Source organism: Synechococcus sp. CS-1329, from assembly GCF_025128055.1.
Classification (GTDB): Bacteria; Cyanobacteriota; Cyanobacteriia; order PCC-6307; family Cyanobiaceae; genus Regnicoccus_A.
Genome location: NZ_JAHLYS010000039.1, coordinates 1 through 24,380, shown reverse-complemented (window position 1 = coordinate 24,380; position 24,380 = coordinate 1). Strand labels below are relative to the sequence as shown.

Annotated in this window: 23 protein-coding genes; 14 read left to right on the top strand and 9 right to left on the bottom strand. The window is 67.2% G+C overall.

What is annotated here, in order from left to right; translation table 11 throughout:
• Positions 1-77: 77 nt before the first annotated feature.
• The 3 genes from msrA to KQ304_RS09930 form a co-directional block, all read right to left on the bottom strand.
• On the bottom strand, positions 78-836 hold the full coding sequence (msrA, locus tag KQ304_RS09940) for a peptide-methionine (S)-S-oxide reductase MsrA (RefSeq protein ID WP_399229079.1): 759 nt from the start codon (positions 834-836) through the stop codon (positions 78-80).
• Between the two features lie 24 nt (positions 837-860).
• Positions 861-1,124, bottom strand: a complete 264-nt coding sequence (locus tag KQ304_RS09935) for a hypothetical protein (protein WP_259736944.1) — start codon at positions 1,122-1,124, stop codon at positions 861-863.
• 73 nt (positions 1,125-1,197) lie between these two features.
• Positions 1,198-2,949, bottom strand: a complete 1,752-nt coding sequence (locus tag KQ304_RS09930; protein WP_259736961.1) for an ABC transporter ATP-binding protein — start codon at positions 2,947-2,949, stop codon at positions 1,198-1,200.
• Positions 2,950-2,987: 38 nt separating this feature from the next.
• Here KQ304_RS09930 and KQ304_RS09925 point away from each other — a divergent pair, with 38 nt between their 5' ends.
• From KQ304_RS09925 to gatA, 8 genes are all read left to right on the top strand, one after another.
• Entirely contained in the window at positions 2,988-3,317 is a 330-nt protein-coding gene (locus KQ304_RS09925) for a DUF3288 family protein (RefSeq protein WP_259736943.1), read from the top strand.
• A 38-nt stretch (positions 3,318-3,355) separates the two neighbouring features.
• Positions 3,356-4,402, top strand: coding sequence for an anthranilate phosphoribosyltransferase (gene trpD / locus KQ304_RS09920; RefSeq protein ID WP_259736942.1), 1,047 nt, complete (start codon positions 3,356-3,358; stop codon positions 4,400-4,402).
• Positions 4,403-4,443: 41 nt separating this feature from the next.
• On the top strand, positions 4,444-5,616 hold the full coding sequence (gene carA, locus KQ304_RS09915) for a glutamine-hydrolyzing carbamoyl-phosphate synthase small subunit (RefSeq protein ID WP_259736941.1): 1,173 nt from the start codon (positions 4,444-4,446) through the stop codon (positions 5,614-5,616).
• A gap of 94 nt (positions 5,617-5,710) precedes the next feature.
• Positions 5,711-6,061: an STAS domain-containing protein gene (locus KQ304_RS09910; RefSeq protein ID WP_259736940.1), complete on the top strand. Its 351-nt coding sequence runs from the start codon at positions 5,711-5,713 to the stop codon at positions 6,059-6,061.
• Positions 6,062-6,080: 19 nt separating this feature from the next.
• Positions 6,081-6,497, top strand: a complete 417-nt coding sequence (locus KQ304_RS09905) for a ribonuclease III domain-containing protein (protein WP_259736960.1) — start codon at positions 6,081-6,083, stop codon at positions 6,495-6,497.
• Positions 6,498-6,500: 3 nt separating this feature from the next.
• The gene (gene rlmB / locus KQ304_RS09900; protein ID WP_259736939.1) at positions 6,501-8,342 is read left to right on the top strand and encodes a 23S rRNA (guanosine(2251)-2'-O)-methyltransferase RlmB; all 1,842 of its coding nucleotides are present in this window, start codon (positions 6,501-6,503) and stop codon (positions 8,340-8,342) included.
• A gap of 77 nt (positions 8,343-8,419) precedes the next feature.
• On the top strand, positions 8,420-8,638 hold the full coding sequence (locus KQ304_RS09895) for a DUF1816 domain-containing protein (RefSeq protein ID WP_399229071.1): 219 nt from the start codon (positions 8,420-8,422) through the stop codon (positions 8,636-8,638).
• 29 nt (positions 8,639-8,667) lie between these two features.
• Positions 8,668-10,128 carry an Asp-tRNA(Asn)/Glu-tRNA(Gln) amidotransferase subunit GatA gene (gene gatA, locus KQ304_RS09890; protein WP_259736937.1) on the top strand — a complete coding sequence of 487 codons (1,461 nt, stop codon included), beginning with the start codon at positions 8,668-8,670 and terminating at the stop codon, positions 10,126-10,128.
• Between the two features lie 11 nt (positions 10,129-10,139).
• Here gatA and KQ304_RS09885 read toward each other — a convergent pair whose 3' ends face one another.
• Complete coding sequence (locus tag KQ304_RS09885) at positions 10,140-11,726, bottom strand: tetratricopeptide repeat-containing glycosyltransferase family protein (RefSeq protein ID WP_259736936.1); 1,587 nt, start codon at positions 11,724-11,726, stop codon at positions 10,140-10,142.
• Between the two features lie 257 nt (positions 11,727-11,983).
• On the opposite strand from KQ304_RS09885, the gene KQ304_RS09880 reads away from it, so the two are divergent.
• Positions 11,984-15,508 (top strand): DNA polymerase III subunit alpha, encoded by a 3,525-nt coding sequence (locus KQ304_RS09880; RefSeq protein WP_259736935.1) that lies wholly within the window; start codon positions 11,984-11,986, stop codon positions 15,506-15,508.
• Positions 15,509-15,524: 16 nt separating this feature from the next.
• Here the strand turns inward: KQ304_RS09880 and KQ304_RS09875 are convergent, their stop codons facing one another.
• The 3 genes from KQ304_RS09875 to ruvA form a co-directional block, all read right to left on the bottom strand.
• Positions 15,525-16,058 (bottom strand): PAM68 family protein, encoded by a 534-nt coding sequence (locus KQ304_RS09875; protein WP_259736934.1) that lies wholly within the window; start codon positions 16,056-16,058, stop codon positions 15,525-15,527.
• An 8-nt stretch (positions 16,059-16,066) separates the two neighbouring features.
• Complete coding sequence (gene rpsO / locus KQ304_RS09870) at positions 16,067-16,336, bottom strand: 30S ribosomal protein S15 (RefSeq protein WP_255108887.1); 270 nt, start codon at positions 16,334-16,336, stop codon at positions 16,067-16,069.
• 76 nt (positions 16,337-16,412) lie between these two features.
• On the bottom strand, positions 16,413-17,078 hold the full coding sequence (gene ruvA / locus KQ304_RS09865) for a Holliday junction branch migration protein RuvA (protein WP_259736933.1): 666 nt from the start codon (positions 17,076-17,078) through the stop codon (positions 16,413-16,415).
• A 23-nt stretch (positions 17,079-17,101) separates the two neighbouring features.
• Here ruvA and KQ304_RS09860 point away from each other — a divergent pair, with 23 nt between their 5' ends.
• Positions 17,102-17,599, top strand: coding sequence for a hypothetical protein (locus tag KQ304_RS09860; protein WP_259736932.1), 498 nt, complete (start codon positions 17,102-17,104; stop codon positions 17,597-17,599).
• 90 nt (positions 17,600-17,689) lie between these two features.
• Positions 17,690-19,174: a glutamate decarboxylase gene (locus tag KQ304_RS09855; RefSeq protein WP_259736931.1), complete on the top strand. Its 1,485-nt coding sequence runs from the start codon at positions 17,690-17,692 to the stop codon at positions 19,172-19,174.
• Positions 19,175-19,179: 5 nt separating this feature from the next.
• On the opposite strand, the gene KQ304_RS09850 is transcribed toward KQ304_RS09855, so the two are convergent.
• The gene (locus tag KQ304_RS09850; protein WP_259736930.1) at positions 19,180-20,052 is read right to left on the bottom strand and encodes a DMT family transporter; all 873 of its coding nucleotides are present in this window, start codon (positions 20,050-20,052) and stop codon (positions 19,180-19,182) included.
• A gap of 109 nt (positions 20,053-20,161) precedes the next feature.
• Here KQ304_RS09850 and dnaG point away from each other — a divergent pair, with 109 nt between their 5' ends.
• From dnaG to KQ304_RS09835, 3 genes are all read left to right on the top strand, one after another.
• Positions 20,162-22,249, top strand: coding sequence for a DNA primase (dnaG, locus tag KQ304_RS09845; RefSeq protein ID WP_259736929.1), 2,088 nt, complete (start codon positions 20,162-20,164; stop codon positions 22,247-22,249).
• A 48-nt stretch (positions 22,250-22,297) separates the two neighbouring features.
• Positions 22,298-23,173, top strand: coding sequence for a hypothetical protein (locus tag KQ304_RS09840; protein ID WP_259736928.1), 876 nt, complete (start codon positions 22,298-22,300; stop codon positions 23,171-23,173).
• A gap of 115 nt (positions 23,174-23,288) precedes the next feature.
• Entirely contained in the window at positions 23,289-23,822 is a 534-nt protein-coding gene (locus KQ304_RS09835) for a DM13 domain-containing protein (RefSeq protein ID WP_259736927.1), read from the top strand.
• 148 nt (positions 23,823-23,970) lie between these two features.
• On the opposite strand, the gene KQ304_RS13725 is transcribed toward KQ304_RS09835, so the two are convergent.
• Positions 23,971-24,273 carry a YgiW/YdeI family stress tolerance OB fold protein gene (locus KQ304_RS13725; RefSeq protein ID WP_399229063.1) on the bottom strand — a complete coding sequence of 101 codons (303 nt, stop codon included), beginning with the start codon at positions 24,271-24,273 and terminating at the stop codon, positions 23,971-23,973.
• Positions 24,274-24,380: the final 107 nt, after the last annotated feature.

Here is a 24,380-nt window from a genome sequence, read left to right as displayed (position 1 = left end):
GGGCTTGGCCAGCAGGGCCTGGTCAGCGAAATGGAGGGACCATCATCAGCCCGAATCCAGGGTTCGCACCTGAGGCCTCAGACCTGAATCGGCTCGTTGGAACTGCGCAGGACGCAGTGCTGAATGCTCCAGTCGTACTGGCTCCAGACCGCCTCGGGCAACTGGAAGCTGGCGCCGGGGAACGGGGTGAGGCGCACGCCACTGGGGCGGGCGGAGCAGTAGGGGCGGCTGCCGGGGCGGGCCAGGTACTGCTGGTGGTGGGTTTCGGCGAAGTAGAAGGGCGGGCCGGCCAGAAGATCGGTGGTGATCTCGGGGAAGCCGGCGGCGCTGAGCTGCTGCTGGTAGTGGTCGCGGCTGGCGCGGACGAGCTCGGCCTGGGCTTCGGTGGTGGTGACGATCGCCGAGCGGTACTGGCTGCCGCGGTCGTTGCCCTGGGCCATGCCCTGGGTGGGGTCGTGGCATTCCCAGAACAGCTTGAGCAGATCGGCGAAACTCACCTGCTCGCTGTCCCACACCACCCGCACCGCTTCGGTGTGGCCGGTGCGGCCGGAGCAGACCTCCTCATAGGTGGGGTTGGGGGTGTGGCCGCCGCAGTAGCCCACAGCGGTGGTGATCACACCGGGCAGACGCCAGAAACCCTTCTCCGCACCCCAGAAGCAGCCGCAGCCGAAGAAGGCCTCCTCCTGACCAGGCAGAAGGGGCGCCTGCAGGGGGGTACCCAGCACCACGTGGGTGAGGGCTGTGGCCAGGGGAGTGTCGCGCCCGGGCAGGGCCTCCTCAGCCGAGACGATCCTGCCCTTGGCCGCGCCTGGGGCCTGGTTGAAAAGTCCGAACACCGCTGTCCTGCTGAGGTTCAGAGCCTAAGCAACGCGATCGAGGGCCGGAGACGGGTCGAGGGAGATGTGGTTGAGCAGGGTGGTGGTGAAGGCAAAGAGCAGGAAGGGCAGCGAGAGCACCAGGATCACCCCCACCCCCACCAGGGCGAAGATCGGCTTGCTGGAGCCCATCAGGGCCAGACCCGCCGCCAGGCTCACGAAGATGACCACCATCCACACCAGCACCTGGCCGTAGATGTCGCCGAAGGTGAGGGTGCAACGCAGCTTGTAGCCCTTGGGTTTCTCCATCGGTCTCGCGGGATCTGCCTCAGCTAAGCCCCTCAACGCGGGCTTGTCTGTGAGGTTCAACAACTCGTGCGATTCAGGCCACCTGCTGCAGCCTCTCCTCGGCCTGCTCCCGCTCCCACAGGCGCCGATAGGCCCCGGGGATGGCCACCAGCTCCTGGTGATGGCCCTGCTGCACCAGGCGGCCGTCCTCCATCACCAGCACCCGGTCGCAGGCGGCGGCGGCCGAGAGCTGGTGGCTGATCATCAGGATCGTGCGGCCCTTTTCGGCGCGGATCGACTCGAGAATCGCCGCGGCCGTGTTGTTGTCCACGCTGGCCAGGGCGTCGTCGAGCACCAGCAGGGGGGCTGACACCAACAGCGCCCGGCCCAGGGCCGCCCGCTGGCGCTGGCCGCCGCTGAGGGTGATGCCCCGCTCCCCCACCAGGGTCTGGTAGCCATCGGGGAAACCGCGGATGTCACCGGCCAGGCGGGCCTGCTGGGCCGCCGCCTCCACCCGGTCCTGATCGGCTTCGGGGTCGCCGTAGCGCAGGTTGTCGGCGAGGCTGGCGGTGAAGAGATAGCCCTCCTGGGGCACCAGGGCCACCTGGCGGCGCAGGTCGTCGAGGGAGAGGGCCGTGACATCGACCCCATCGAGGAACAGCTGCCCGCCCGGCACCTCCACCATGCGCCCCAGGGCCCGGGCCAGGGTGGTCTTGCCGCAGCCCACCGGCCCCACCAGCGCCACCAGCTCGCCCGGCCGCAGCTGGAAGCTCACGTCATGGAGCGCCTCGCGCTGGGCGCCGTCGTAGCGGACGCTCAGCCCCCGGGCCTCCACGGCCCCGCGCGCCACCGTGGCCGGTGCCTGGGGCACAGCCGGGGACTCCACCCGCGGCTGCCGCGCCAGCAGCTCTTCCACCCGCTCCAGGCTCACCTGGCCGGTCTGGAAGGTGTTGAGGGTGAAGCCCAGCAGGGCGGTGGGGAACACCAGCCGCTCCACGAACAGGATCAGGGCCACCAGATTGCCGATGCTGAGCCGGCCGCTCTCCAGCTGGCCGCTGCCCAGGGCCAGCAGCAGCAACAGGCTGATCGAGGAGATGCCCTCCAGCAGTGGGAAAAGGGTGCTGCGGGTGCGGGCCAGCGACAGCGCTGCGTCGCGGTAGAGGCCATTGCGGCGGGAGAAGGCCCCCTGCTCATGGTCTTCCTGCCCGTAGATCTTGATGGCGCTGATGCCGGAGAGGTCTTCCTGGATCAGGTCGCTGAGGCTGCCGAGGGCCTCCTGCTGACGCCGCTGCTGACGCATCATCCGGCCGCCGAACAGGCGCACCACCACCAGCATCACCGGGTAGAGCCCCACCGCCGCCAGGGTGAGGCCGGGGTCGATCGCCAACATCGCCGGCAGGGTGAGGGCATAGGCCAGGCCGGTGTTGGTGAGGCTGAGCACGGCGAAACCCAGCAGCCGGCGCACGTTCTCCACATCACTGGTGGAGCGGCTGATCACCTCACCGCTGCCGGTGACCTGCACCCAGCCGGGCTCCTGGCGCAGCATGTGATCAAACAGGCGCTGGCGCAGGTTGGCCTCCACCTGGCGGCCCACACCGAACACGAGCATGCGCGAGAGCTGACGGGCGGCCGCCATCACGGTGGCCAGCAGCACGATCACGCCGGCGTGACGCAGCAACAGCGAAGGGGAGAAGCCGTCCTGGAGGTCGTCGATGACGCCCCGGACCAGCAGCGGAATGCTGACGCTCAGCAGGTTCACCACCAGCAGGGCGGCGACACCGAGGTAAACCTCGCGCCGGTGGGGGCGGAGGTAGCGCCAGATCAGGCCCAGACGGATGGCGGCCATGATGCGGAGCAGATGCATCCAACCTAAGGATTCGCCCCATGGCCCCGTCCGACGGCTCCGCCGCCCAATCCCAGGCCCACCCTCTCTATGCCACCGACCGGGAGCTGGTGGACGGCCTGCTGGCGGCCCAGCAGCCGAGCGACGCTCAGCTGACGGACCTGGCCCGGCTGCTCAACCGCTACGACGGCTTCCCCGGCGCCAAGGATCTCCAGGACGATCTCAGCAAGACCCTGCGGCTCTGGGGCCTGAGCCTGGAGGAGCTGCAGCGGCGCACCCGCGCCATCTGGGCCCAGGGCTACCGGCCCGGAGCAGTGGTGGGAGCTGAGGCGGTGGGCAGCGGCTTCGACACCTCCTCCACCGAGGGCTGACAATCTGAGCAGAGTCCTTCTGCTGTTCCTTGGCACCGATGGCTGCTCCCTTCCCCTGGCCGACCCTGCTGGAGCAGCTGCTGCAGGGCCAGGCCCTCTCGGGGCCCCAGGCCACGGCCCTGATGCAGGGCTGGCTGGCGGGGCAGCTGGAGCCCGAGCTCACCGGTGCCCTGCTGGCGGCCCTGCGCAGCAAGGGGGTGAGCGGCGAAGAACTGGCGGCGATGGCACGGGTGCTGCGCGAGGCCTCCTGCCTGCCCGCTGAGCGCCCGGCCCTGAGGCTGGTCGACACCTGCGGCACCGGCGGCGACGGGGCCGACACCTTCAACATCTCCACCGCCGTGGCCTTCGTGGCCGCCGCCTGTGGCGCCACGGTGGCCAAGCACGGCAACCGCAGTGCCAGCGGCAAGGTGGGCTCCGCCGACGTGCTCGAAGCGATCGGCCTCAACCTCAGGGCCGACCCCCAGACGGTGGTGGCCGCCCTGCCCGGCAGCGGCGTCACCTTCCTGTTCGCGCCGGGCTGGCATCCGGCCCTGGTGGATCTCGCCCCGGTGCGCCGTCGCCTGGGGGTGCGCACCGTCTTCAATCTGCTGGGCCCGCTGGTGAATCCCCTGCGGCCGGAAGCGCAGGTGCTGGGGGTGGCCAAAGCGGAATTGCTGGAGCCGATGGCCGAGGCCCTCTGCCTGCTCGGACTGGAGCGGGCGGTGGTGGTCCATGGCCACGGCGGCCTCGATGAGGCTTCTTTGGCGGGCGTCAATCAGCTGCGCCTGGTGGAGGGGGGCACGGTGACCTGCCTGGAGGTCGACCCCGAGCAGCTGGGCCTGGAGCTGGCCCCCCTCTCGGCCCTGGCCGGTGGGGATCTCGACACCAACCGCCACATCCTCGAAGCCGTGCTGCGGGGGCGGGGCAGCACCCCCCAACAGGACGTGGTGGCCCTGAACACGGCCCTGGTGCTCTGGGCCACCGGGCAGGCCGATTCAGTGGCGGATGGCCTGGAGCAGGCCCGTGTGGCCCTCCGTGGCGAGACCCCCTGGCAGCGACTGGAGCAGCTCAGGGCCGCCCTGCAGGCAGGGCCATCAGCCAGCTGAGCACCGCCTGGGGGATGATCGATTCACTTGGTTGACCCCCATTGAGCGCTGCAGCCCCGGCTTCGGCCAGCCCCACCCCACTGGCCGGCAGCGAGGCGCTGCTGGTGCTGGCAGACGGCACCCTGCTGCGGGGTACGGCCTTCGGGGCCCGGGGCACCGCCGTCGGTGAGGTGGTCTTCAACACCGGCATGACGGGCTACCAGGAGGTGATGACCGATCCCAGCTACTCCGGTCAGCTGGTGACCTTCACCTATCCGGAACTGGGCAACACCGGCGTCAATCCGGAGGATCAGGAGGCCGAGGCCCCCCATGTGCGTGGCGTGATCGCCCGCCAGCTGGCGCCCTGCCCCAGCAGCTGGCGCAGCCGTGGCGACCTGCCCAGCTGGCTGGCCTCCCACGGGGTGGTGGGCATCGCCGGTGTCGACACCCGCGCCCTGGTGCGGCACCTGCGCGAGCGGGGGGCCATGAACGGGGTGATCAGCAGTGATGGCAGCAGCCCCGGCGAGCTGCTGGAGCTGGTGCGCCGCAGTCCCTCAATGGAGGGGCTCAACCTGGCGGCGCGGGTGAGCACCGCCAGCGCCTACCCCTGGCAGAAACTCAGCGCCACCGGCTTCGATCAGCGCCCGCAACCCTCGCCGCAGCGGCCTTATCAGGTGGTGGCCATTGATTTCGGCATCAAGCGGGCCATCCTCGAGCGGCTCACGGCCCATGGCTGCACGGTCACGGTGCTGCCCGCCAGCAGCAGCCTCGCCGAGGTGCTGGCCCATGGGCCGGAGGGGGTGTTCCTCTCCAACGGCCCGGGCGATCCGGCGGCGGTGGCTGAGGGCATCACCCTGGCCAGGGGCCTGCTGGCACGGGCCGATCTGCCGGTGTTCGGCATCTGCCTGGGCCACCAGATCCTCGGTCTGGCCCTGGGCGGCAGCACCTTCAAGCTGGGCTACGGTCACCGCGGCCTGAACCATCCCTGCGGCGGCGATGGCCTGGTGGAGATCACCAGCCAGAACCACGGCTTCGCGCTCGAGGCCGGCTCACTGCCCGAGGAGCTGGTGGAGATCACCCATCGCAACCTCAACGACCGCACCGTGGCGGCCCTGCGCCATCGCCATCAGCCGGTGTTCGGCGTGCAGTACCACCCCGAGGCCAGCCCCGGCCCCCACGACGCGGATCACCATTTCGGCCGCTTCACGCGCCTGATGGCGGAGCGGCGCCCCTGAACTGCTGCTCCAGGCTGATCCTGCTCTGAGACGTGATTACACTTCAGCCTCTTCATTCCCCGCGAGGGCTGGAACGATTCCTGAACTGCACCGGTTGACCGTATCCCTGCGGGGCGGCTTCGAGCGACGGGACGATTGCCTGCTGTTCAGTTTCACCGGCCAGCTCGACGCCTACTCCGACAAGCAGTTCCGCGACTTCGTCAGCGAGCAGCGCGGCAGCGACAAGCGGGCGGTGCTGCTGGATCTCACCCACATCGATTTCATCGATTCCTCCGGACTGGGGGTGCTGGTGCAGCTGGCCAAACAGTGTGCCGATGCCAAGGTGGGCTTTGTGATGGTGGGCAACGCCCGCGTGATCCAGACGGTGAAACTGGTGCGGCTGGAGCAGTTCCTGCACCTCCAGCCCGACCTCGCCACGGCCCTGGCCGCCCTTGCCAAACCCTGATCCCGACGGCCGGGCCTGGTTGCGCCAGATTCAGCCCGATCCCCGCGATCAGCGGCAGCTGGAGAGCCTCGGCGCCCTCCAGCTCGCCTGGCTGGGGGATGCGGTCTGGGAACTGCACCAGCGGCTGCGCCATTGCCAGCAGCCCGGCCGCCCCGATGAGCTGCACCAGTCCGTGGTGACCCAGGTGCGGGCCCAGGCCCAGGCCAGGGCATTGCAGCAGCTGGAGCCCCTGCTGGATGAACGGGAGCGCGAACTGGTGCGCCGCGGCCGCAACCGGGCTGGCCGGGGCCCGCGCGGCGGTGATCCGGCCAGCTATGGCCGGGCCACGGGATTTGAGACAATGGTGGGCTGGCTCTTTTTGCGGAATCCCGAGCGGCTTGCCCAGCTTCTGGATCATCTGGACAAGACCGACCTTTCTGACCCCTTGACCGAGTAACCCATGAGCCAACGTTTTGAGGGCCGCAAGCCCAAGGGTGCCGGTTCCGGAGATCGCCCGTCCGGAGGGGCCAGAGGAGGCAAACCCTCCCGCTTCGGCGGCCCCCGCCCCGAATGGCGTGGCAGCAGCGGCGCCGGCGGCAGCTCCAGCTATGGCGCCGAGCGCGGCAGCCGTGAGGGAGGCGACAGCCGCGAGGATCGCCCCCGGCGTGAGGGGTTCCAGCGCCCCCAGGGGGAGGGCCGCCCCAGCACTCGCCCCGCCCGCGTGATCGGCGCCCGCCCCGCGGCGCGGCGCTTCGACGATCAGCGCCCGGGAGCAGGCCGCAAGCCTGAGGGCCGCTTCGAGGGCAGGCCCGAGCGCCGCCCAGCCGGCCGCTCCGAAGGCCGCCCTGAAGGCCGCAGCGAAGGACGTCCCGAGGGTCGTGATCAGGGCCGCCGCCCCAGCTTCGGGGCACCCCGCTTCGGCCGACCCGATGGCGACAGGCCCCGCTTCCAACCGGGGCGCCCCCCCGCCCGCACCCCGCGCTTCAGCGAGCCCGAGGCCCCCGGCCCCGAACCCAGCGGCACGTCCGAACGCTTCGGTGCTGAGCCCGCCGACGACCTGATCTGGGGCCGCCACCCCACCCAGGCCGCCCTGGAGGGGGATCGTCCGATCCACCGCGTCTGGTGCACCCCGGAGCTGCGCTTCGCCCCACGCTTCCTGCAACTGCTGCGCGATGCCAAGGCCAGCGGCGTGCTGGTGGAAGAAGTCACCTGGGCGCGGCTGGGACAGATCAGCGGCGGCGCCGTGCACCAGGGGATCGTGCTGCAGGCCGCCGCGGCGGAAACCCTGGATCTGGCCAGCCTGATCGACGGCTGCAGCTCCATCGGTGAAGCGCCCCTGCTGATGGCGGTGGACGGCCTCACCGATCCCCACAACCTGGGGGCGATCGTGCGCAGCGCCGAAGCCCTCGGCGCCCATGGCCTGGTGCTGCCTCAGCGGCGCAATGCAGGCCTCACCGGATCGGTGGCCAAGGTGGCGGCCGGCGCCCTGGAGCACCTGCCCGTGGCCCGGGTGGTGAACCTCAACCGCTCGATCGAGCAGCTCAAGGACGCGGGGTACCGCGTGGTGGGCCTGGCCGAAGAGGGCAACGTCAGCCTGATGGAGGCCGACCTGGCTGGCCCCCTGGTGGTGGTCACCGGCTCCGAGGCCCAGGGCCTCTCGATGCTCACCCGCAAGCACTGCGACCAGCTGATTCGCATTCCCCTGCGCGGCGCCACCCCCAGCCTGAACGCCTCGGTGGCCACCGCCCTGCTGATCTACGAGATCGCCCGGCGTAGCTGGATGAAGAACATCAGCGGCAACGCCCCGGCACCGCGGCTGGTGCGCCCCCAGGTGCCCACCACCGCCGCCGCCAGCAGTAGCAGCCAGGCGCCCACCGCCAGCGAAACCGACGCTGCCGTTGAACCCGATCAGGAGAGCGCAAGCCCAGATCTGGCGGTCTCGATGCCGGCAGCAGACACCTCAGCTCCGGAGCCGGAAGCCGCCCGCTCATGGGAGGTTCAAGCTGTGGTTCAGGACCTCGAACTGATCGAGGAGAGCAGCGACGAGCCGCTTCAGGGCGGACCTGAGCAGGCCGAGCTTGAAGGCGCAGCTCAGGAGAGCCATTCAGAGGCGGCTGCCGAGACCCCGGATCCTCAGGGCCCAGTCGCTGAGGATCCGGTTGCTGAAGAGCAAGTTCCAGAGGAGCCAGTTCCTGAGGAGCCAGTTCCTGAGCTGGAACTGAAGGTGGCCCTGCCCGAAGCGATCGAGCTGGGCTTCACCCCCACCACCGGCTCTCCCTTCCAGGGGGACATCCGCCTGTGATCGCAGGGCCCCTTGATCGGCACAATGGTGCGGTTCGCCAAGGTTCGATGAACCCCTTGATTCGGCTGCTCAGAGGCATGGCCAACGGTCTTGGGGTGGCCTGGTGGGCCCGGGTCGAAACCCAGGCTCCGCATGTCATCTACTGGTTCGGGCCCTTCGTGCGCCGGGAGCATCTGGAGGCGAGGCTTCACGTCTTTCTGGACGACCTGCGCAGCGAGCAATCGGGCTCGATCGCGCACGAACTGTTGCAGGTCCGCCGCGGTGAGCCCCTCACCGAAACCCTGGACCCTGGCTGATAGCGTCGCTCGATCGAGGGCATGGGCTGATGGGGATCGCTGAGTGGCGCGGGCAACTGGAGCGCGGCGAGGTGTCGGCCCGGGAGCTCACCGACCAGCACCTGGCCCGGATCGAGGCCGTCGATGGCACCGTCCATTCCTTCCTGGAGGTCACAGCGGAGCGGGCCCGGGCTGATGCCGACCGCATCGATGCCGCCCGCGCCGCCGGTGAATCGTTGCCCTCCCTGGCCGGCATCCCCCTGGCGATCAAGGACAACCTCTGCACCAAGGGCATCCGCACCACCTGCTCCAGCCGGATGCTGGAGCAGTTCGTGCCGCCCTACGAGTCCACCGTCACCGAGCGGCTGTGGCAGGCCGGCGGGGTGCTGATCGGCAAGACCAACCTCGATGAGTTCGCCATGGGCAGCTCCACCGAGACCTCCGCCTTCGGCCCCAGCCGCAACCCCTGGAACCCCGAGCGGGTGCCCGGTGGCAGCTCCGGCGGCAGTGCCGCCGCTGTGGCCGCCGGCGAATGCATCGCTTCCCTCGGCTCCGACACCGGCGGCTCGATCCGCCAGCCGGCCGCCTTCTGCGGGGTGGTGGGCCTCAAGCCCACCTACGGCCGCGTCAGCCGCTGGGGGCTGGTGGCCTTCGCCAGTTCCCTCGATCAGGTGGGACCGTTCAGCACCAGCGTGGCCGATGCCGCCGAGCTGCTGCAGGTGATCGCCGGTGAGGACCGCCGCGATGGCACCTGCCTCAAGGCCCCCGTTCCCGACTACACCGCCGCCCTGCAGGCGCCGGTGAAGGGCCTGCGGGTGGGTCTGGTGAAGGAGTGCTTTGAGGCCGACGGCCTCGATCCCCAGGTGAAGGCCTCGGTGCTGGCGGCCGCCGCCCAGCTGGAGGCCCTCGGCTGCGAGCTGGTGGAGGTGAGCTGCCCCCGCTTCAACGACGGCATCGCCACGTACTACGTGATCGCCCCCTCGGAGGCCTCCGCCAACCTGGCCCGCTACGACGGCGTGAAATATGGCTACCGCTCAGGGCAGGCCGGCAGCCTGGCGGAGATGACAGCCCGCAGCCGCGCCGAGGGCTTCGGTGATGAGGTGCAGCGCCGCATCCTGATCGGCACCTACGCCCTCTCGGCCGGCTACGTGGACGCCTACTACAAGAAGGCCCAGCAGGTGCGCACCTTGATCCGCCGCGACTTCGACGCCGCCTTCACCGGCGTGGACGTGCTGCTCACGCCCACCTCTCCCACCACCGCCTTCCGCTTCGGTGCCCACACCGACGACCCCCTGGCGATGTACCTGGCCGATCTGCTGACGATCCCGGCGAACATGGCCGGCCTGCCGGCCATCAGCCTGCCCTGCGGCTTCGACAGCGCCGGCCTGCCGATCGGTCTGCAGCTGATCACCGGCGTGCTCGAGGAGCCCCGCCTGCTGCAGGTGGCCCACCACTACGAGCAGGCGGCGCTGGTGATGGACAGCCGGCCCGAAGCGGCCCTGGTGGCCTGATGGTGAGAGATTCAGGCCGGCAGAGCTGAATCGCGAAGGAGGGAATCCAGCGCAGTACCCACCCGCTTAAGCACCTCCGGCCAGTCGCCTCGCTTGTGTTGGCGAAACAGGCGGGCTGTGGGGTACCACGGAGACCTGCAGCCTTCGATGCCCCAGCGCGGCAAGGGGACCCGCTGCAGCAGCACCCAGCTGGGCTTGCCGAGGCCGCAAGCCAGATGCACGGTGGTATTGCTCACGGAAATCACGAGATCGCAGGCATCAATCAACGCCGCAAGCCCGTCCAGGTCATGGAACGCATCGATTTCATCAAGAGTTTCAATCTCAATGCCGGTGTTCTCTCGCAGTTGAGTGATTTCGCTGCTGGTATCGCCGTATTGCAGTGACACGAGCCTGACATTGGGCCGCGCCAAGGCCCTAGCAAGATCCTCAAGTGCCATGGACTTGGAGCCTCCGAGCACGTTGTGGGCGCTGTGCCACGAGATCCCACAGACCAGCCCGTGCCCCCCATCCCGAAACCTGTTGACCAGGCGTTCACGCCGAGGTTCATCCGCCACCAGGAAACCAGCCTGTGACGTGGAGAAGGCCTGGAGTGATGGCCGTAAATGCGTACCCAGACTGCCCATGGAAATGTAGGCAACATCCTCGGTTTCCTGGGACATAGGCGCTCTGTCAAAGAATTTAACGTCTGGCCATGAACGCTGCATCAATGGCACAAGCCTATGATCGACCAGGACAACAAGTTCCTGCTGTTGTCGAATCAAGTCTGGAATCATGCTGCAGAACATGATCTGATCACCCACACCCTGTTCCTTCGTCACGATCAGCCTGCTCACCGGTTGCCCAGGGGTCCAAATTGGAGAGGGAGGTTTTTGCTGTTGGAATGTTGCCGACTGCCACCTCCACTCATACAGTGACCAAGCCTCTGCGAATCTCTGCTGCAATAGGAGGATCAGGCAGCGGAGGTAGTGGGCTTCCACATGGCCTGGCTGAAGTGCAATGGCACGATCCAATGCCTCAAGGGCCGCATCAAGCTCGCCAAGCTCCTTGAGCGCCGCCCCAAGGTTGTAGTAAGCATCAGGAAAATCAGGATAGATAGCCAGTGCCTGATGGAACGAATAAATGGCCGCTTCGAGTTCGCCAATGCCTGTGAGAGCATTGCCAAGATTGGAGAGAGCCAATGGGAAATCAGGTCGAATCGAGATGGCTTTCTCGAGGATTGCGATGGCCTCCTTAAATCTAAATGTGCTGTTGAGGGCAGCACCTAGGCTGCAAAGAGCCATCGCGTCAGCAGGATTAAGCAGGAGCGCACGCCTAGTCAATTCGATCACTTCGCGATAGCGCTTAGCCTCGCCATAGATCGACGCCAAGTTGGCATAAACCAAGGCATTTCTGGTATTCGCCTTGATTAGTTTCTTGTATTTATTTTCCGCTTCCTGTAGTCGCCCCTGTTGATGAAGACTGAAAGCTTCCCGCTCAATTCGCTGGTCATTGCTGGCGATCGATTGTTGAAAGATCGATCTGACCGGCTGCCTCCTGCGGCTAGCCCCTTGGCCTGCTTGGGTAGAGAGAGCCTTTTTGTCTGCTCCAAATCCGCCCACGCATCATGCCTGCCAAGGGATCTTTTATCCATCGATAATAATCGACTTAGCCGAGCCTTGCCCCAGAGCAGAGTCTTTTTGATGCCGTCCCATGGCTTCGTCAATCCAGATTGGATCCTGGCAAACCGGCATCCCACGCTACAGGTGGTGCTTTGAGCGTCTCAAAGTGGGAGTCAACCCCCTCATTTGGTGGCTTGACCTAGGGTTGCCTTGGTTTCTGCCCACCGGCCGGTACCCAGTCAGCCGCAACCCTAACCTTGGCCTTCGTCCCCCTCCACAACCACAGCGATTACAGCCTGCTGGATGGCGCCAGCCAGCTGCCGCAGATGGTGGAGCGGGCCGTGGCACTGGGCATGCCGGCCCTGGCCCTCACCGATCACGGCGTGATGTATGGCGCGATCGAGCTGCTGAAGCTCTGCACCGCGGCCGGCATCAAGCCGATCATCGGCAACGAGATGTACGTGATCAACGGCTCGATCGATGATCCCTGGGTCAAGGGCGAACGCCGGTATCACCTGGTGGTGCTCGCCAAGAACGACACCGGCTACCGCAACCTGGTGAAGCTCACCAGCCTCAGCCATCTGCGCGGCATGCGCGGCCGGGGCATCTTCTCGCGGGCCTGCATCGACAAGCAGCTGCTGGAGCAGCACAGCGAGGGGCTGATCCTGGCCACCGCCTGCCTGGGCGGTGAGATCCCCCAGGCGATCCTCAAGGGTCGCCTGGATGTGGCCCGCGATGTGGCCCGCTGGTATCAGCAGCGCTTCGGAGCCGACTTCTACCTGGAGATCCAGGACCACGGCTCACCGGAGGACCGGATCGTCAACGTGGAGCTGGTGCGGATCGCCCGGGAGCTGGGCATTCAGCTGATCGCCACCAACGACGCCCACTACCTCAGCAGCGCCGATGTGGAGGCCCACGACGCCCTGCTCTGCGTGCTCACCGGCAAGCTCGTGACCGACGTGAAGCGCCTGCGCTACACCGGCACCGAATACATCAAGAGCGAGGCGGAGATGGGCCGCCTCTTCGCCGATCACCTCGAGCCGGAGCTGGTGGCCGAAGCGATCGCCAACACCGCGGCGGTGGCGGAGAAGGTGGAGGCCTACGACATCCTCGGTCGGCAGCAGATGCCCCGCTTCCCGATCCCCGACGGCCACACGGCGGTGAGTTATCTGGCGGAGGTGTCGGAGGCGGGGCTGCGCCAGCGGCTGCACCTGGGCAGCGCTGATCCGATCGATCCCCTCTATGGCGAGCGGCTGGCCTTCGAGCTGCAGGTGATGGAGCAGATGGGCTTCCCCACCTACTTCCTGGTGGTGTGGGACTACATCCGCTTCGCCCGCGAGCAGGGCATTCCGGTGGGGCCCGGCCGGGGCTCGGCCGCCGGCTCCCTGGTGGCCTACGCCCTGGGGATCACCAACATCGATCCCGTCAGCAACGGGCTGCTGTTCGAGCGCTTCCTCAACCCCGAGCGCAAGTCGATGCCTGACATCGACACCGACTTCTGCATCGAGCGCCGCGCCGAGGTGATCGAGTACGTCACCCAGCGCTATGGCGAGGACAAGGTGGCGCAGATCATCACCTTCAACCGCATGACCTCGAAGGCGGTGCTCAAGGATGTGGCCCGCGTGCTGGACATCCCCTATGGCGATGCCGACCGCCTGGCCAAACTGATCCCTGTGGTGCGCGGCAAACCCGCCAAGCTCAAGGAGATGATCGGCCCCGACTCACCGGCGCCGGAGTTCCGCGAAAAGTATGAAAAAGATGCCGATGTGCGCCGCTGGGTGGACATGGCCCGCCGCATCGAGGGCACCAACAAGACCTTTGGTGTGCACGCCGCCGGTGTGGTGATCGCGGCTGAACCGCTGGATTCGCTGGTGCCGCTGCAGCGCAACAACGACGGCCAGGTGATCACCCAGTACTTCATGGAGGACGTGGAGGCGATGGGGCTGCTGAAGATGGACTTCCTCGGCCTCAAGAACCTGACGATGATCGACAAGACCCTCGATCTGGTGGAGCAGTGCAGCGGTGAGCGCGTCGATCCCGATGACCTTCCCCCCTGCGATGAGGCCACCTTCGCCCTGCTGGCCCGCGGCGACCTGGAGGGCATCTTCCAGCTCGAATCCAGCGGTATGCGTCAGATCGTGCGCGACCTCAAGCCCTCCTCTCTGGAGGACATCTCCTCGATCCTGGCCCTCTACCGGCCGGGCCCGCTCGATGCTGGCCTGATCCCAAAATTCATCAACCGCAAGCATGGCCGCGAGGCGATCGATTTCGCCTGCCCGGCCCTGGAGCCGATCCTGAAGGAGACCTACGGAATCATGGTCTACCAGGAGCAGATCATGCGCATTGCCCAGGATCTGGCCGGCTATTCCCTCGGCGAAGCTGATCTGCTGCGGCGGGCGATGGGCAAGAAGAAGGTGTCGGAGATGGAGAAGCACCGCAGCCAGTTCGTGGAGGGGGCCACGGCGCGGGGCGTCAACGCCACGGTGGCCGAAGCGCTGTTCGAGCAGATGGTGCTGTTCGCCGAATACTGCTTCAACAAGAGCCACTCCACCGCCTACGGCGCCGTCACCTATCAGACGGCCTACCTCAAGGCCCACTACCCCGTGGCCTACATGGCCGCCCTGCTGACGGTGAATGCCAGCAGCACCGACAAGGTGCAGCGCTACATCTCCAATTGCCAGGCGATGGGCATCGAGGTGATGCCCCCCGACCTCAATGCCTCCGGCATCGATTTCACCCCGAAGGGCGAGAAGATCCTCTTTGGTCTTTCGGCGGTGCGCAACCTCGGCGATGGCGCCATCCGCCAGTTGCTGGAGGCCCGCGTCCAGGACGGTCCCTTCGCCTCCCTGGCCGACCTCTGCGACCGGATCCCCACCACCTTGATGAACCGGCGGTCGCTGGAATCACTGATCCACTGCGGCGCTCTCGATGGGCTGGAGCCCAACGCCAACCGCGCCCAGCTGATGGCCGACCTGGATCTGGTGCTCGACTGGGCCAGCTCCCGCGCCCGGGACCGCCTCAGCGGCCAGGGCAACCTCTTCGATCTCTTCGCCACCCCCGAGGCCGCACCCGCCGGTGCCCCAATCATCCCAAGCACCGCCCCGAAGGCCGCGCCGGTGGCCGACTATCCCCCCAAGGAGAAATTGCGCCTGGAAAAGGAGCTGGTGGGCTTCTACCTCTCCGATCACCCCCTGCGCCAGCTGGCGCGGCCGATCCGGATGCTCTCGCCGATCAGCCTCGGGCGGCTGGAGGAGCAGGCCGACAAGGCCCGCGTCAGTGTGGTGGCGATGCTGCCGGAGGTGCGCCAGGTGAACACCCGCAAGGGCGATCGCATGGCCGTGCTGCAGCTCGAGGACCTCAGCGGCAGCGCCGAGTGCGTGGTGTTCCCCAAGGCCTACGCCCGCCTCAGTGACCACCTGATGGTGGATGCGCGCCTGATGATCTGGGGATCCGTGGATCGCCGCGACGACCGGGTGCAGCTGATCCTCGATGATTGCCGCGCCATCGACGACCTCGATGTGCTGCTGGTGGAGCTGATGGCGGACCAGGCCAGCGATATCACCGTGCAGCACCGCCTGAGGGAGTGTCTGGTGCGCCACCGGCCGGAGCAGGAGGAGGCGGGCGTGCGGGTGCCGGTGGTGGCGAAGGTGCTGCTCCACAACGAAGCCCGCTACGTGCGCCTCGGCCACCAGTTCTGCGTGCGCGACGGGGCTGCCGCGCTGAGCACCCTCACTGCAGCGGCCTTCAGCGCCCAGCTGCACTCAGCGCTCCAGAACGCCTGAACCTGCACCTGAGGCCTCAGGCGCCGCTGCCGCTGCCCTGGCGGATCGCCTTGATCGAGGCCTTCATGCGGGCCAGGTTGGTGCCGATCTGCTCGGTGCCCAGCAGGCTGCCGGGTTGCTGCTCCCAGCTGGCGGAGAGCACGCCGTAGCTGAGGCCAAGCACCCCCAGCAGAAACAGCCCGCCGGAGCCCGCGAGGGTGACCACGGGCGGCACATCCGCGACGCCGCGGCTCACCAGCAGATAGCTGCCGATGAACACGCCCATGCCCAGCACCGATGGAATACCGCTGGCCACACCGATCCGGCGGGCCATGCGATTGGCCACGGCCGGCGGAATCACCTGGGATCCCTTGGGCTGAGCTTTGGCTGCTGTCTTGGCTTTGACTGCTGACTTGGGTTGAGCTGCTGCCTTGGGTTTGGCAGCAGCCTTGCCTTTGGCAGCGGCGTTGGCCTTGGCAGCAGGCTTGCCTTTGGCGCCAGGTTGAGCTTTCGCGCCAGCTTTGGGCTGGCGCTCCGGTTCGAACGGCAGGGGCTTGCGCTTGGCCGCCATGGCTGGGCTCAGCCCCTGATGCCGAGTTTGGCGATCAGCTGGCTGTAGCGATCCTCGCTTTCGGCGCGCAGATAACCGAGCAGCCGCTTGCGGCGACCGATCATCTTCAGCAGCCCCTGACGGGAGGAGAAGTCGTGCTTGTTCTTCTGCAGGTGACCGGTGAGCTGGGTCACCCGCTCGCTCAGCATCGCCACCTGGACCTCAACCGAACCGGTGTCGGTGCCGTGAGTCTGGTGGGAATTGATCAGTTCCTGCTTTTTGGTGGTATCGAGCGGCATGCCGGCGTCGGGCCCTGACGGTGCAAACAATCAACCTAATGCCTCAGGGTGCTGGGCACCAAGCAAGCCCTCCCCATCAGGCCGCTTCGCGGGCGAGCCAACGCAGGCAGGCACTCAGCCAGGCCTCGGCGCTCTGATCCGGATCCAGACCCTCCCGGCCGAGACCGCGCAGGGCCCGGCTGATCTCCAGCGGCTCATAGCCCAGGGCCGTGAGCGTGAGCTGCAGCTCCTCACGGGTGGAGGCCGCTGGCCCCGGATCGCCGCCGCGGCCGCCGTCCGCCCCATCGAGGAGGTCGTCATCGCCGGCGGCGGCGGCCGCTCCGAAGCTCTCGGCCAACTTGCCGCGCAGCTCCACCGCCAGGCGCTCGGCCGTGCGCTTGCCCACCCCCGGCGCCCGGCAGAGACGGCGCAGGTCGGCCTGAACGATCGCCTGCACCAACTCCTCGCAGGGCATGGTGCCCAGCAGCGCCAGGGCCATCTGCGGGCCCACACCGCTCACGGCCACCAGCAGGCGGAACAGATCGCGCTCGTGGCGGGCGCCGAAGCCGAACAGGGTCCAGCCGTCCTCCCGGATCGACTGGTGGGTGTAAAGGCTCAGCGGACTGCCGGCCGGGGGCAGCAGCTCCCAGTGGCGGCGGGTGAGTTGCACTTCGTAGCCCACGCCGGCGCAGGCCAGCAGGAGACCGCAACGGTTGCCCTGCTGCCACGGCTCCGCCACATGGCCTTGCAGCCAGCCGATCATGGAGACCACTCCTGAACCGATCCATGCTGCCCGGTCCGCCAACCCCCGCCAGCCGGTCTGTGGCCATCCCGCTACCACCGACCCCATGGCTGAGCACCCTGCTGGCGCTCCTGCTCAGTGTGGGGCTGCTGGGCCTGGGCGGCTGCCAGGCGGCGGGCCAGCCGCCCCGGGCGGTGTTGCTGCAGGCGCTGGGGCTGCAGATCGAGCTCACCCAGCAGGCCATCGCCGAGGCCCTGGAGCTGGAGCCCAGCGGCGGGCGACCGCAGGTGAGCCGCGTGCGCGTTGATCACCAGGAGGCCGTGGCGATCGGGCTGGGCGAGGGCCTGCACCTCACCGGCCAGTTCGACTGGCGCCTGGCGGACGATCCCTACCGGGTGGACAGCCCCTTTGAGCTGTATCTGCTGCGGGGGGAGCGGGGCGAGAGCTGGCGGCTGGCCCGACCGATCGGGGCGGCCGAGGACAGCCTCAGCCAGGAGTGGCTGGTGGATCCCCTGCCCCTGGAGCGCGACCGACCGAGCTGATCAACTCCCGCGGCGCCTGAAGACCACCGAAGTCGACCGTCAAGCGCCATCGATCATCGAGCTAACTCACGCAAATTCCCAAGGCAATCCATGACTTCCAAGCCAGATCTTCATTCCGAGCAATCTTCCGACCAGCCTTCAGATCAGCCTTTAGATCAGGCTTCAGGTCACAGCACCAAGGGCCGCAGCGGTCGCCCCAGGGATCGCCACTCCAGCGACGACGACATCTATGCCTCCGGTGATCTCTCCGCCGGCATGCCCAAACGGCTGTTTCCGGCCAAGGAGAGGGCTCCCAGGGCTGTCTATGCCGCCATCCACGATGAGTTGATGCTCGATGGCAACTCCCGCCAGAACCTGGCCACCTTCTGCCAGACGTGGCTGGAGCCGGAAGTTCATCAGTTGATGAATGAGTGCATCGACAAGAACATGGAGGACAAGGACGAATATCCCCAGACCGCTGAGATCGAAGCCCGCTGCGCCCGCATGCTGGCCGACCTCTGGAATGCCCCCTCGATCGATGGGGCGGTCGGCTGCACCACCCTGGGCTCCAGCGAAGCGGCCATGCTCGGCGGCATGGCGATGAAACGACGCTGGGAGGCCCGCCAGCGCCAGCAGGGAAAACCCACCGACCGGCCGAATCTGATCACTGGTCCGGTGCAGATCTGCTGGCACAAGTTCACCCGCTACTGGGATATCGAGCACCGCGAAATCCCGATGGAGCCGGGCCGCCTGCTGATGACCCCCGAGCAGGTGCTGGAGCGCTGCGATGAGAACACAATCGGAGTGGTGCCCACCCTGGGGGTCACCTTCACGGGCCAGTACGAGCCGGTGCAGGAGGTGGCCGCCGCCCTCGATGCCTTTGAGCAGCAGACCGGCCTCGACATCCCGATTCATGTGGATGGCGCCAGCGGTGGCTTCCTCGCCCCCTTCTGCCACCCGGATCTGCTCTGGGATTTCCGCCTGCCCAGGGTGAAGTCGATCAATGCCTCGGGCCATAAGTTCGGCCTGGCGCCATTGGGGGCCGGCTGGGTGCTGTGGCGGGAAGCCAAGGATCTTCCCGAGGAGATGGTGTTCTGGGTGAATTACCTGGGCGGCAACATGCGCGACATCACCTTGAACTTCTCCAAGCCCGGCGGTCAGGTGGTCTGCCAGTACTACAACTTCATCCGGCTGGGCCATGAGGGCTACCGCAAGGTGCACAACGCCTGCTATGCCACCGCCCAGCATTTAGCGGCAAAAATTGAGGCCCTCGGTCCGTTCGAGATGATCTACGGGGGTGATCCCACATCGGGCATCCCCTCGGTCTGCTGGCGGATCAAAGACGGCGCGGATCCCGGCTTCAACCTCTTCGATCTGGCGGATCGCCTGCGGGTGCGGGGCTGGCAGGTGCCCGCCTACACCCTGCCGGCCCACTGCGGCGATCAGACGGTGCAGCGCATCCTGGTGCGCCATGGCGTCAGCCGTGACCTGGCTGATCTGCTGCTGCTGGATATCAAGGGAGCCATTGATCATCTCCAACTCCATCCCGTCAGCACCCCGCTGAGCAGCCAAGAGGCGTCGGGGTTCCATCACTGAAGTGCTCAGGGCCTTTCAGCGGCCGGCGCCGCGCGGGCCCGCAGGCTGAGCAGGGTGGCCAGCAGCACCAACAGCGCCGAGAGCCCGGCCCGGGCCGGCACCGCCTCGCCGAACCACCACACGCCCCACAGCGCCGCCAGCGGCACCTGCACGTAGCTGATGGCGGTGGCCCGGGCGGCCGCCATGCCCATCAAGCCGTAGGTGAGGGCGATCTGACCCAGCTGGGTGAAGACCCCCACCCCCAGCAACCAGGCGAATTCGCTGGCCGTGGGAGCCACCGGCTGCAGCAGCACCAGCGGCAGGCTGAGCGGCAGGGCCATCAGCGGGAAATAGAACACCACCACCAGGGGATGCTCGCTGTTGCGCAGGGCGCGCACACTCACGTAGGCCAGGGCCGAGAGCAGGGCGCCGGCCAGGGCGCACAGCAGCGGCAGGGCCGGCAGACCAGCGCCGGCCGCCGCGCCGAAACCGGCCCCGACCGCCCCGGCCCCGCCCGGGACCACCAGCACCGCCACCCCCAGAAAGCCCAGCAGCACAGCGCCCCACACCCGCCAGCCCGGCCGCTCAGCCAGCAGCGGCCAGGCCAGCAGGGCCGTGAAGGTGGGGTGCAGGTACTGCAGCACCGTGGCCACCGCCAGCGGCAGGCCGGTGAGGGCCAGGTAGACGCAGTAGAGCCCGGCGGTGCCGAGGATGCCGCGACCCACCAGCAGTCGCCGCCGGTTCCCCCAGGGGTTGAGGCCGGCGCGACGCAGCATCCACCAGCTGATCAGCAGACTCACCACCGCCCGGGCCAGCACCACCTCCGCCACCGGCAATCGGCCGCCCAGGGCCTTGACGCACACCCCCATCAGGCTGAAGGCCAGGGCGCTGGCCACCATCCAGAGGCCGGCCCGCCGGGCCGGGGGCTGCCCATGGGCTGAATCGCACCACTTCTGGTGTGGTGAGGCAGAATGGACGCCAGAGCGACCCCAGCGGTAGCGCCATCCCTTGAGCCAGTCCCAGCCCCACGCCCGCCTCCACCCCCGCACGATCGAAGCGGTGAAGGAGCGCGCGGACATTGTTGATGTGGTGGGCGAGCACGTGGTGCTCAAGAAGAAGGGGCGCGAGTTCGTGGGGATCTGCCCCTTCCACGACGACAAATCGCCGTCGATGACGGTGTCGCCCGCCAAGCAGTTCTACTACTGCTTCTCCTGCGGGGCCGGCGGCAACTCGATCAAGTTCCTGATGGAGCTGCAGCGCATCAGCTTCAGCGAGGTGGTGCTGGACCTGGCGCGCAAGTACCAGCTGCCGGTGGAAACGGTGGATGGGCCGCAGCAGGAGCGGCTGCGCAAGCAGCTCTCCCGCCGCGAGGCGCTGCTGCGCGCCCTGGGCCTGGCGGCGGGCTGGTTCCGCAGCCAGCTGCGCAGCCCCGCCGGCGCCGGCGCCCTGGCCTACCTCACCCAGCAGCGGGGGTTGAGTGAGGGCACGATCGATGCCTTCGACCTGGGCTATGCGTCCGAGAGCTGGGATGGGCTGCTCAAGCACCTCGGCCAGGTGGAGAACCTCTCGCCGGAGCTGCTGGAGGCGGCCGGGCTGGTGGTGCCGCGCAAAGGCAGCGATCAACGGGCCGCCAGCGGCTTCTACGACCGCTTCCGCCACCGGGTGATGGTGCCGATCCGCGACCGCCAGGGGCGGGTGATCGGCTTCGGCGGCCGCAGCCTCGATGGCGGCGAACCGAAATACCTCAACTCACCGGAAACGGAGGTGTTCGAGAAGGGCAAGCATCTGTTCGGCCTGGACCGCGCCAGCAACGCCATCCGCAAGGACGACCAGGCGGTGGTGGTGGAGGGCTACTTCGATGTGATCGCCCTGCATGCCGCCGGCATCACCAATGCGGTGGCGGCCCTGGGCACGGCGCTGAGCAGTCAGCAGATCACCCAGCTCTGCCGCTGCTGCGACAGCCGCCGCCTGGTGCTCAACTTCGACGCCGACGGCGCCGGTGTGCGCGCCGCCCAGCGGGCGATCGGATCGGTGGAGCAGCAGGCGCTGCAGGGTCAGCTGGAGCTGCGGGTGCTGCACCTGCCCGCCGGCAAAGACCCCGATGAATTCCTCCAGCAGCATGGCGCCGGCGAGTATCGAGCCCTGCTGGAGCGGGCACCCCTCTGGCTCGACTGGCAGATCGAGCAGGCGCTGGAGGGCAAGGACCTGGCCCGCTCCGACCAGTTCCAGCAGGCGGTGGCAGCGCTGGTGGAACTGCTGGGCAAACTGCCCCAGAGCGCCGTGCGCAGCCACTACCTGCAGCAGGTGGCCGAGCGGCTCAGCGGCGGCCAGGCGCGGCTGGCGCAGAAACTGGAGGAAGACCTGCGTCAGCAGGTGAAGGGCGAGCGCTGGCATGGCCGGGCCAGCCGCTGGGAGCAACCCGGGGAGATCGGCCTGCGCGAGCGCGCCGAAGCGGAGCTGCTGCGGCTGTATCTGCATGCCGGCCGCCACCGCGGCGCCATCCGGCGGGAGTTGCGCCAGCGGGAGCTGGAGGATTTCGCCATCTCCCACCACCGCCTGCTCTGGGCGAGCATCAGCGAACTGGAGGAAGACAACCTCGGCGTCGGTCGGCTGGAGGCGATCAACCGGGGCAGCGATCCAGGCGACGACCTGGCCGACCTCGACCTGCCGCGGCTCCTCAGTGACCGGCTGCTGGTGGAGGAGAACGACCTGCTCAACCGGCTCACCCCCCTGCTGGAGCCCAACGAACTGCAGCGCATGGCCCTGGCTGAGCCTCTGCTGCAACTGCGCGGCACCACGGCGGTGCTGGAGCGGCAGCGCAGCCTCAAACGCTGCCGCCACCTGCTCGATGCCTGGGGCTCGCAGCGGCTGGAAACCCTGGAGCTCTGCATCGCCCGGCTGCTGGAGGAGAGCGAGGCGGAGGCCAATGCCGCCGCTTCACTGAGCATGGAGAGCCGGATTGATTCGATGTTCAGCGAACTGAACGGCGATGCCCTGCGCTTCCAGGAGCTGTACTACAACGAACGCCGTCACATCAGCCATCTCGACCAGCAGCGTTGCGCCGACCCCATGGCCGCGGCACGGCTGGCCAGCTGAGCGGCCTTTGGATTGGGCTGCAGATTGGCCGTTCCTGCGCAACCCCACATGGCCCCAGGCAACCTTCAATTCTGCTTCCCCCTGGGGGCCTTGAGCACGGCCGGCTATGCCCTTCTGGCATTCACAGCAGGCATCAGCCCTGCAGCCGCCGCTGAAGCCAGCAGGCCCGCCCCAAGGATTGTTCGCATTGTGGCGCCGATCGCCACACCCAACCGAGTGCTGGAGGAGGCGCTGCGGCTGAACCTGTTCCCAGTTTCAGTCCTCGACGGCCAGGGCCATGGCCCCGACCCCGGCTCAGCGGAATGGCGCCAGGCCGAGGCCTTCCAGCGCCGCAGGGCCTGTCAGCAGGCCGGCCCCCTGCGCTACGCCTACAACCGCATCGATCTGAACGCCAACGGGCAGAACGAAGTGGTGGCCACCGTGATTGGCCCCTACACCTGCGGCACCGGCGGCTGCACCGCCTACGTGTTCGAGAACGATTCCAGCCAAGGCAAAGGTCTACGCCTGGTGTCAAAGATATTGCTGTTCAATCCACCGCTGATGGCGAGCGAGCAGCGCCACAACGGCTGGCGAGACCTGATCAGCCGGGTGCACGCCGATCCCGGCCAGAGCACCTACGCAGTGCTGCGCTTTGAAGGCAGCAGCTACACCTACCCGAGCAACCCTTCGGTGCCCCCCGCCGAGCCCCTGCGCCAGGCGGTGTCGGGTATGGCCCTGCTGGACACCAACAACGACGCCAGCCCCACCCATCTGCTGCGCTGCGACAGGCGCGGCGCTTCGCTCCGCCAATGGTCGCGATCAGTCGATCCCCTGGCACCAAAAGAAGCGCCTGCAACGGCTGCTCCAGCGCGCCTCCAGTGCTCAGGCGCGCGAATGAATGCACGGGATCACCAGGCGGGCCTGCCCAGAAGGATGACAGCTTGAGGGCTGGCAACTCTTTGTTCGATTGATCATGCGCCACGCACTGACGAGACAACTGGCAGGAGATCAATTGGCCTGAGATCACTACAATCGAAGGATGATCCACTAAGCTACCCGGATGTCAGCTTGGATCGGTGCCACCATGAAATTAATCCGCCACGCCTTAATTGTTGGCCTTGCTGTTGCCACAGCAGGGCTGTCGGGCTGCGCAGGGAATAGCAACAACCAAGAGAAAACCAGCACCCCAGAGAAAAGCAGCACCGTGGAAACAGCCGAGGCCCCTGGGAAATCCGGGGCGATCCTGATCCGATCCGGGCCATTCGTTAGCGGTGAACATCCCACAACGGGAGGCGCCCAGCTTGTGAAACAGAACAACCAGAACCGCCTGGAGTTGAATCAAGTCTTTGCCACCTCCACATCAGGCCCCGATCTGGTTGTGGTCTTGCACCGGTCCGCTGATGTGATCAGCACTACCACGCCGCCGGCCTATCCAATCAACGAAGGGGATTATGTTCTGCTGGCACCTTTGGAGAGCTATGAGGGCGCCCAGAGCTATCCAATTCCAGCCAACATCAACCTTGATGAGTTTCAATCCGTGGCCATCTGGTGCCGTCGCTTCAACGCCACCTTTGGGTCCGCAACCCTGAAATAAACAAGATCGCCGGGATCGAGATCATCGCTGGGCTCTCTTCCAGGGATCTCTGGAATTGATCTCTGCAAGCCCACGTGACCCCGATCGGCGGCGGCTCAGCCACGAACCGAACCGCCTGCGGGTGAACGGCGGCACAGCCCATGGATCATCAGTCCATGAGTTGTAGAGACTTGACCCAGAGGTAGGGGCCTGTTGGGCCTTGATCAACCTCGGTCAACAGCCGAACTTGCATTCCTGGCAGAACCTTTCGATTCTGCCAGACTGAATTCTCAATTTCGACACGGATATCACCAGAGGCATCACGAAAGGTGTAATAGTTTTCTCTCTGGCGCGCAACGATCGTGCCGATGACCGTGACATAGCTACCAGGCTGCGCGTCTCGAGCCTGGACCACAGTGCTGGATCGCCCTGCCGCCTCTGAGGTGGTCTGGCTTTTCTGGACAGGGCCCATCGTTAACCTTTGAGGCGGGGCACCGTCCCTGAAAGGGGCTCCCAACGATGAGCAAACGCCGAACCCACAGCCCCGAGTTCAAGGCCAGGGTCGCCATGGAGGCGATC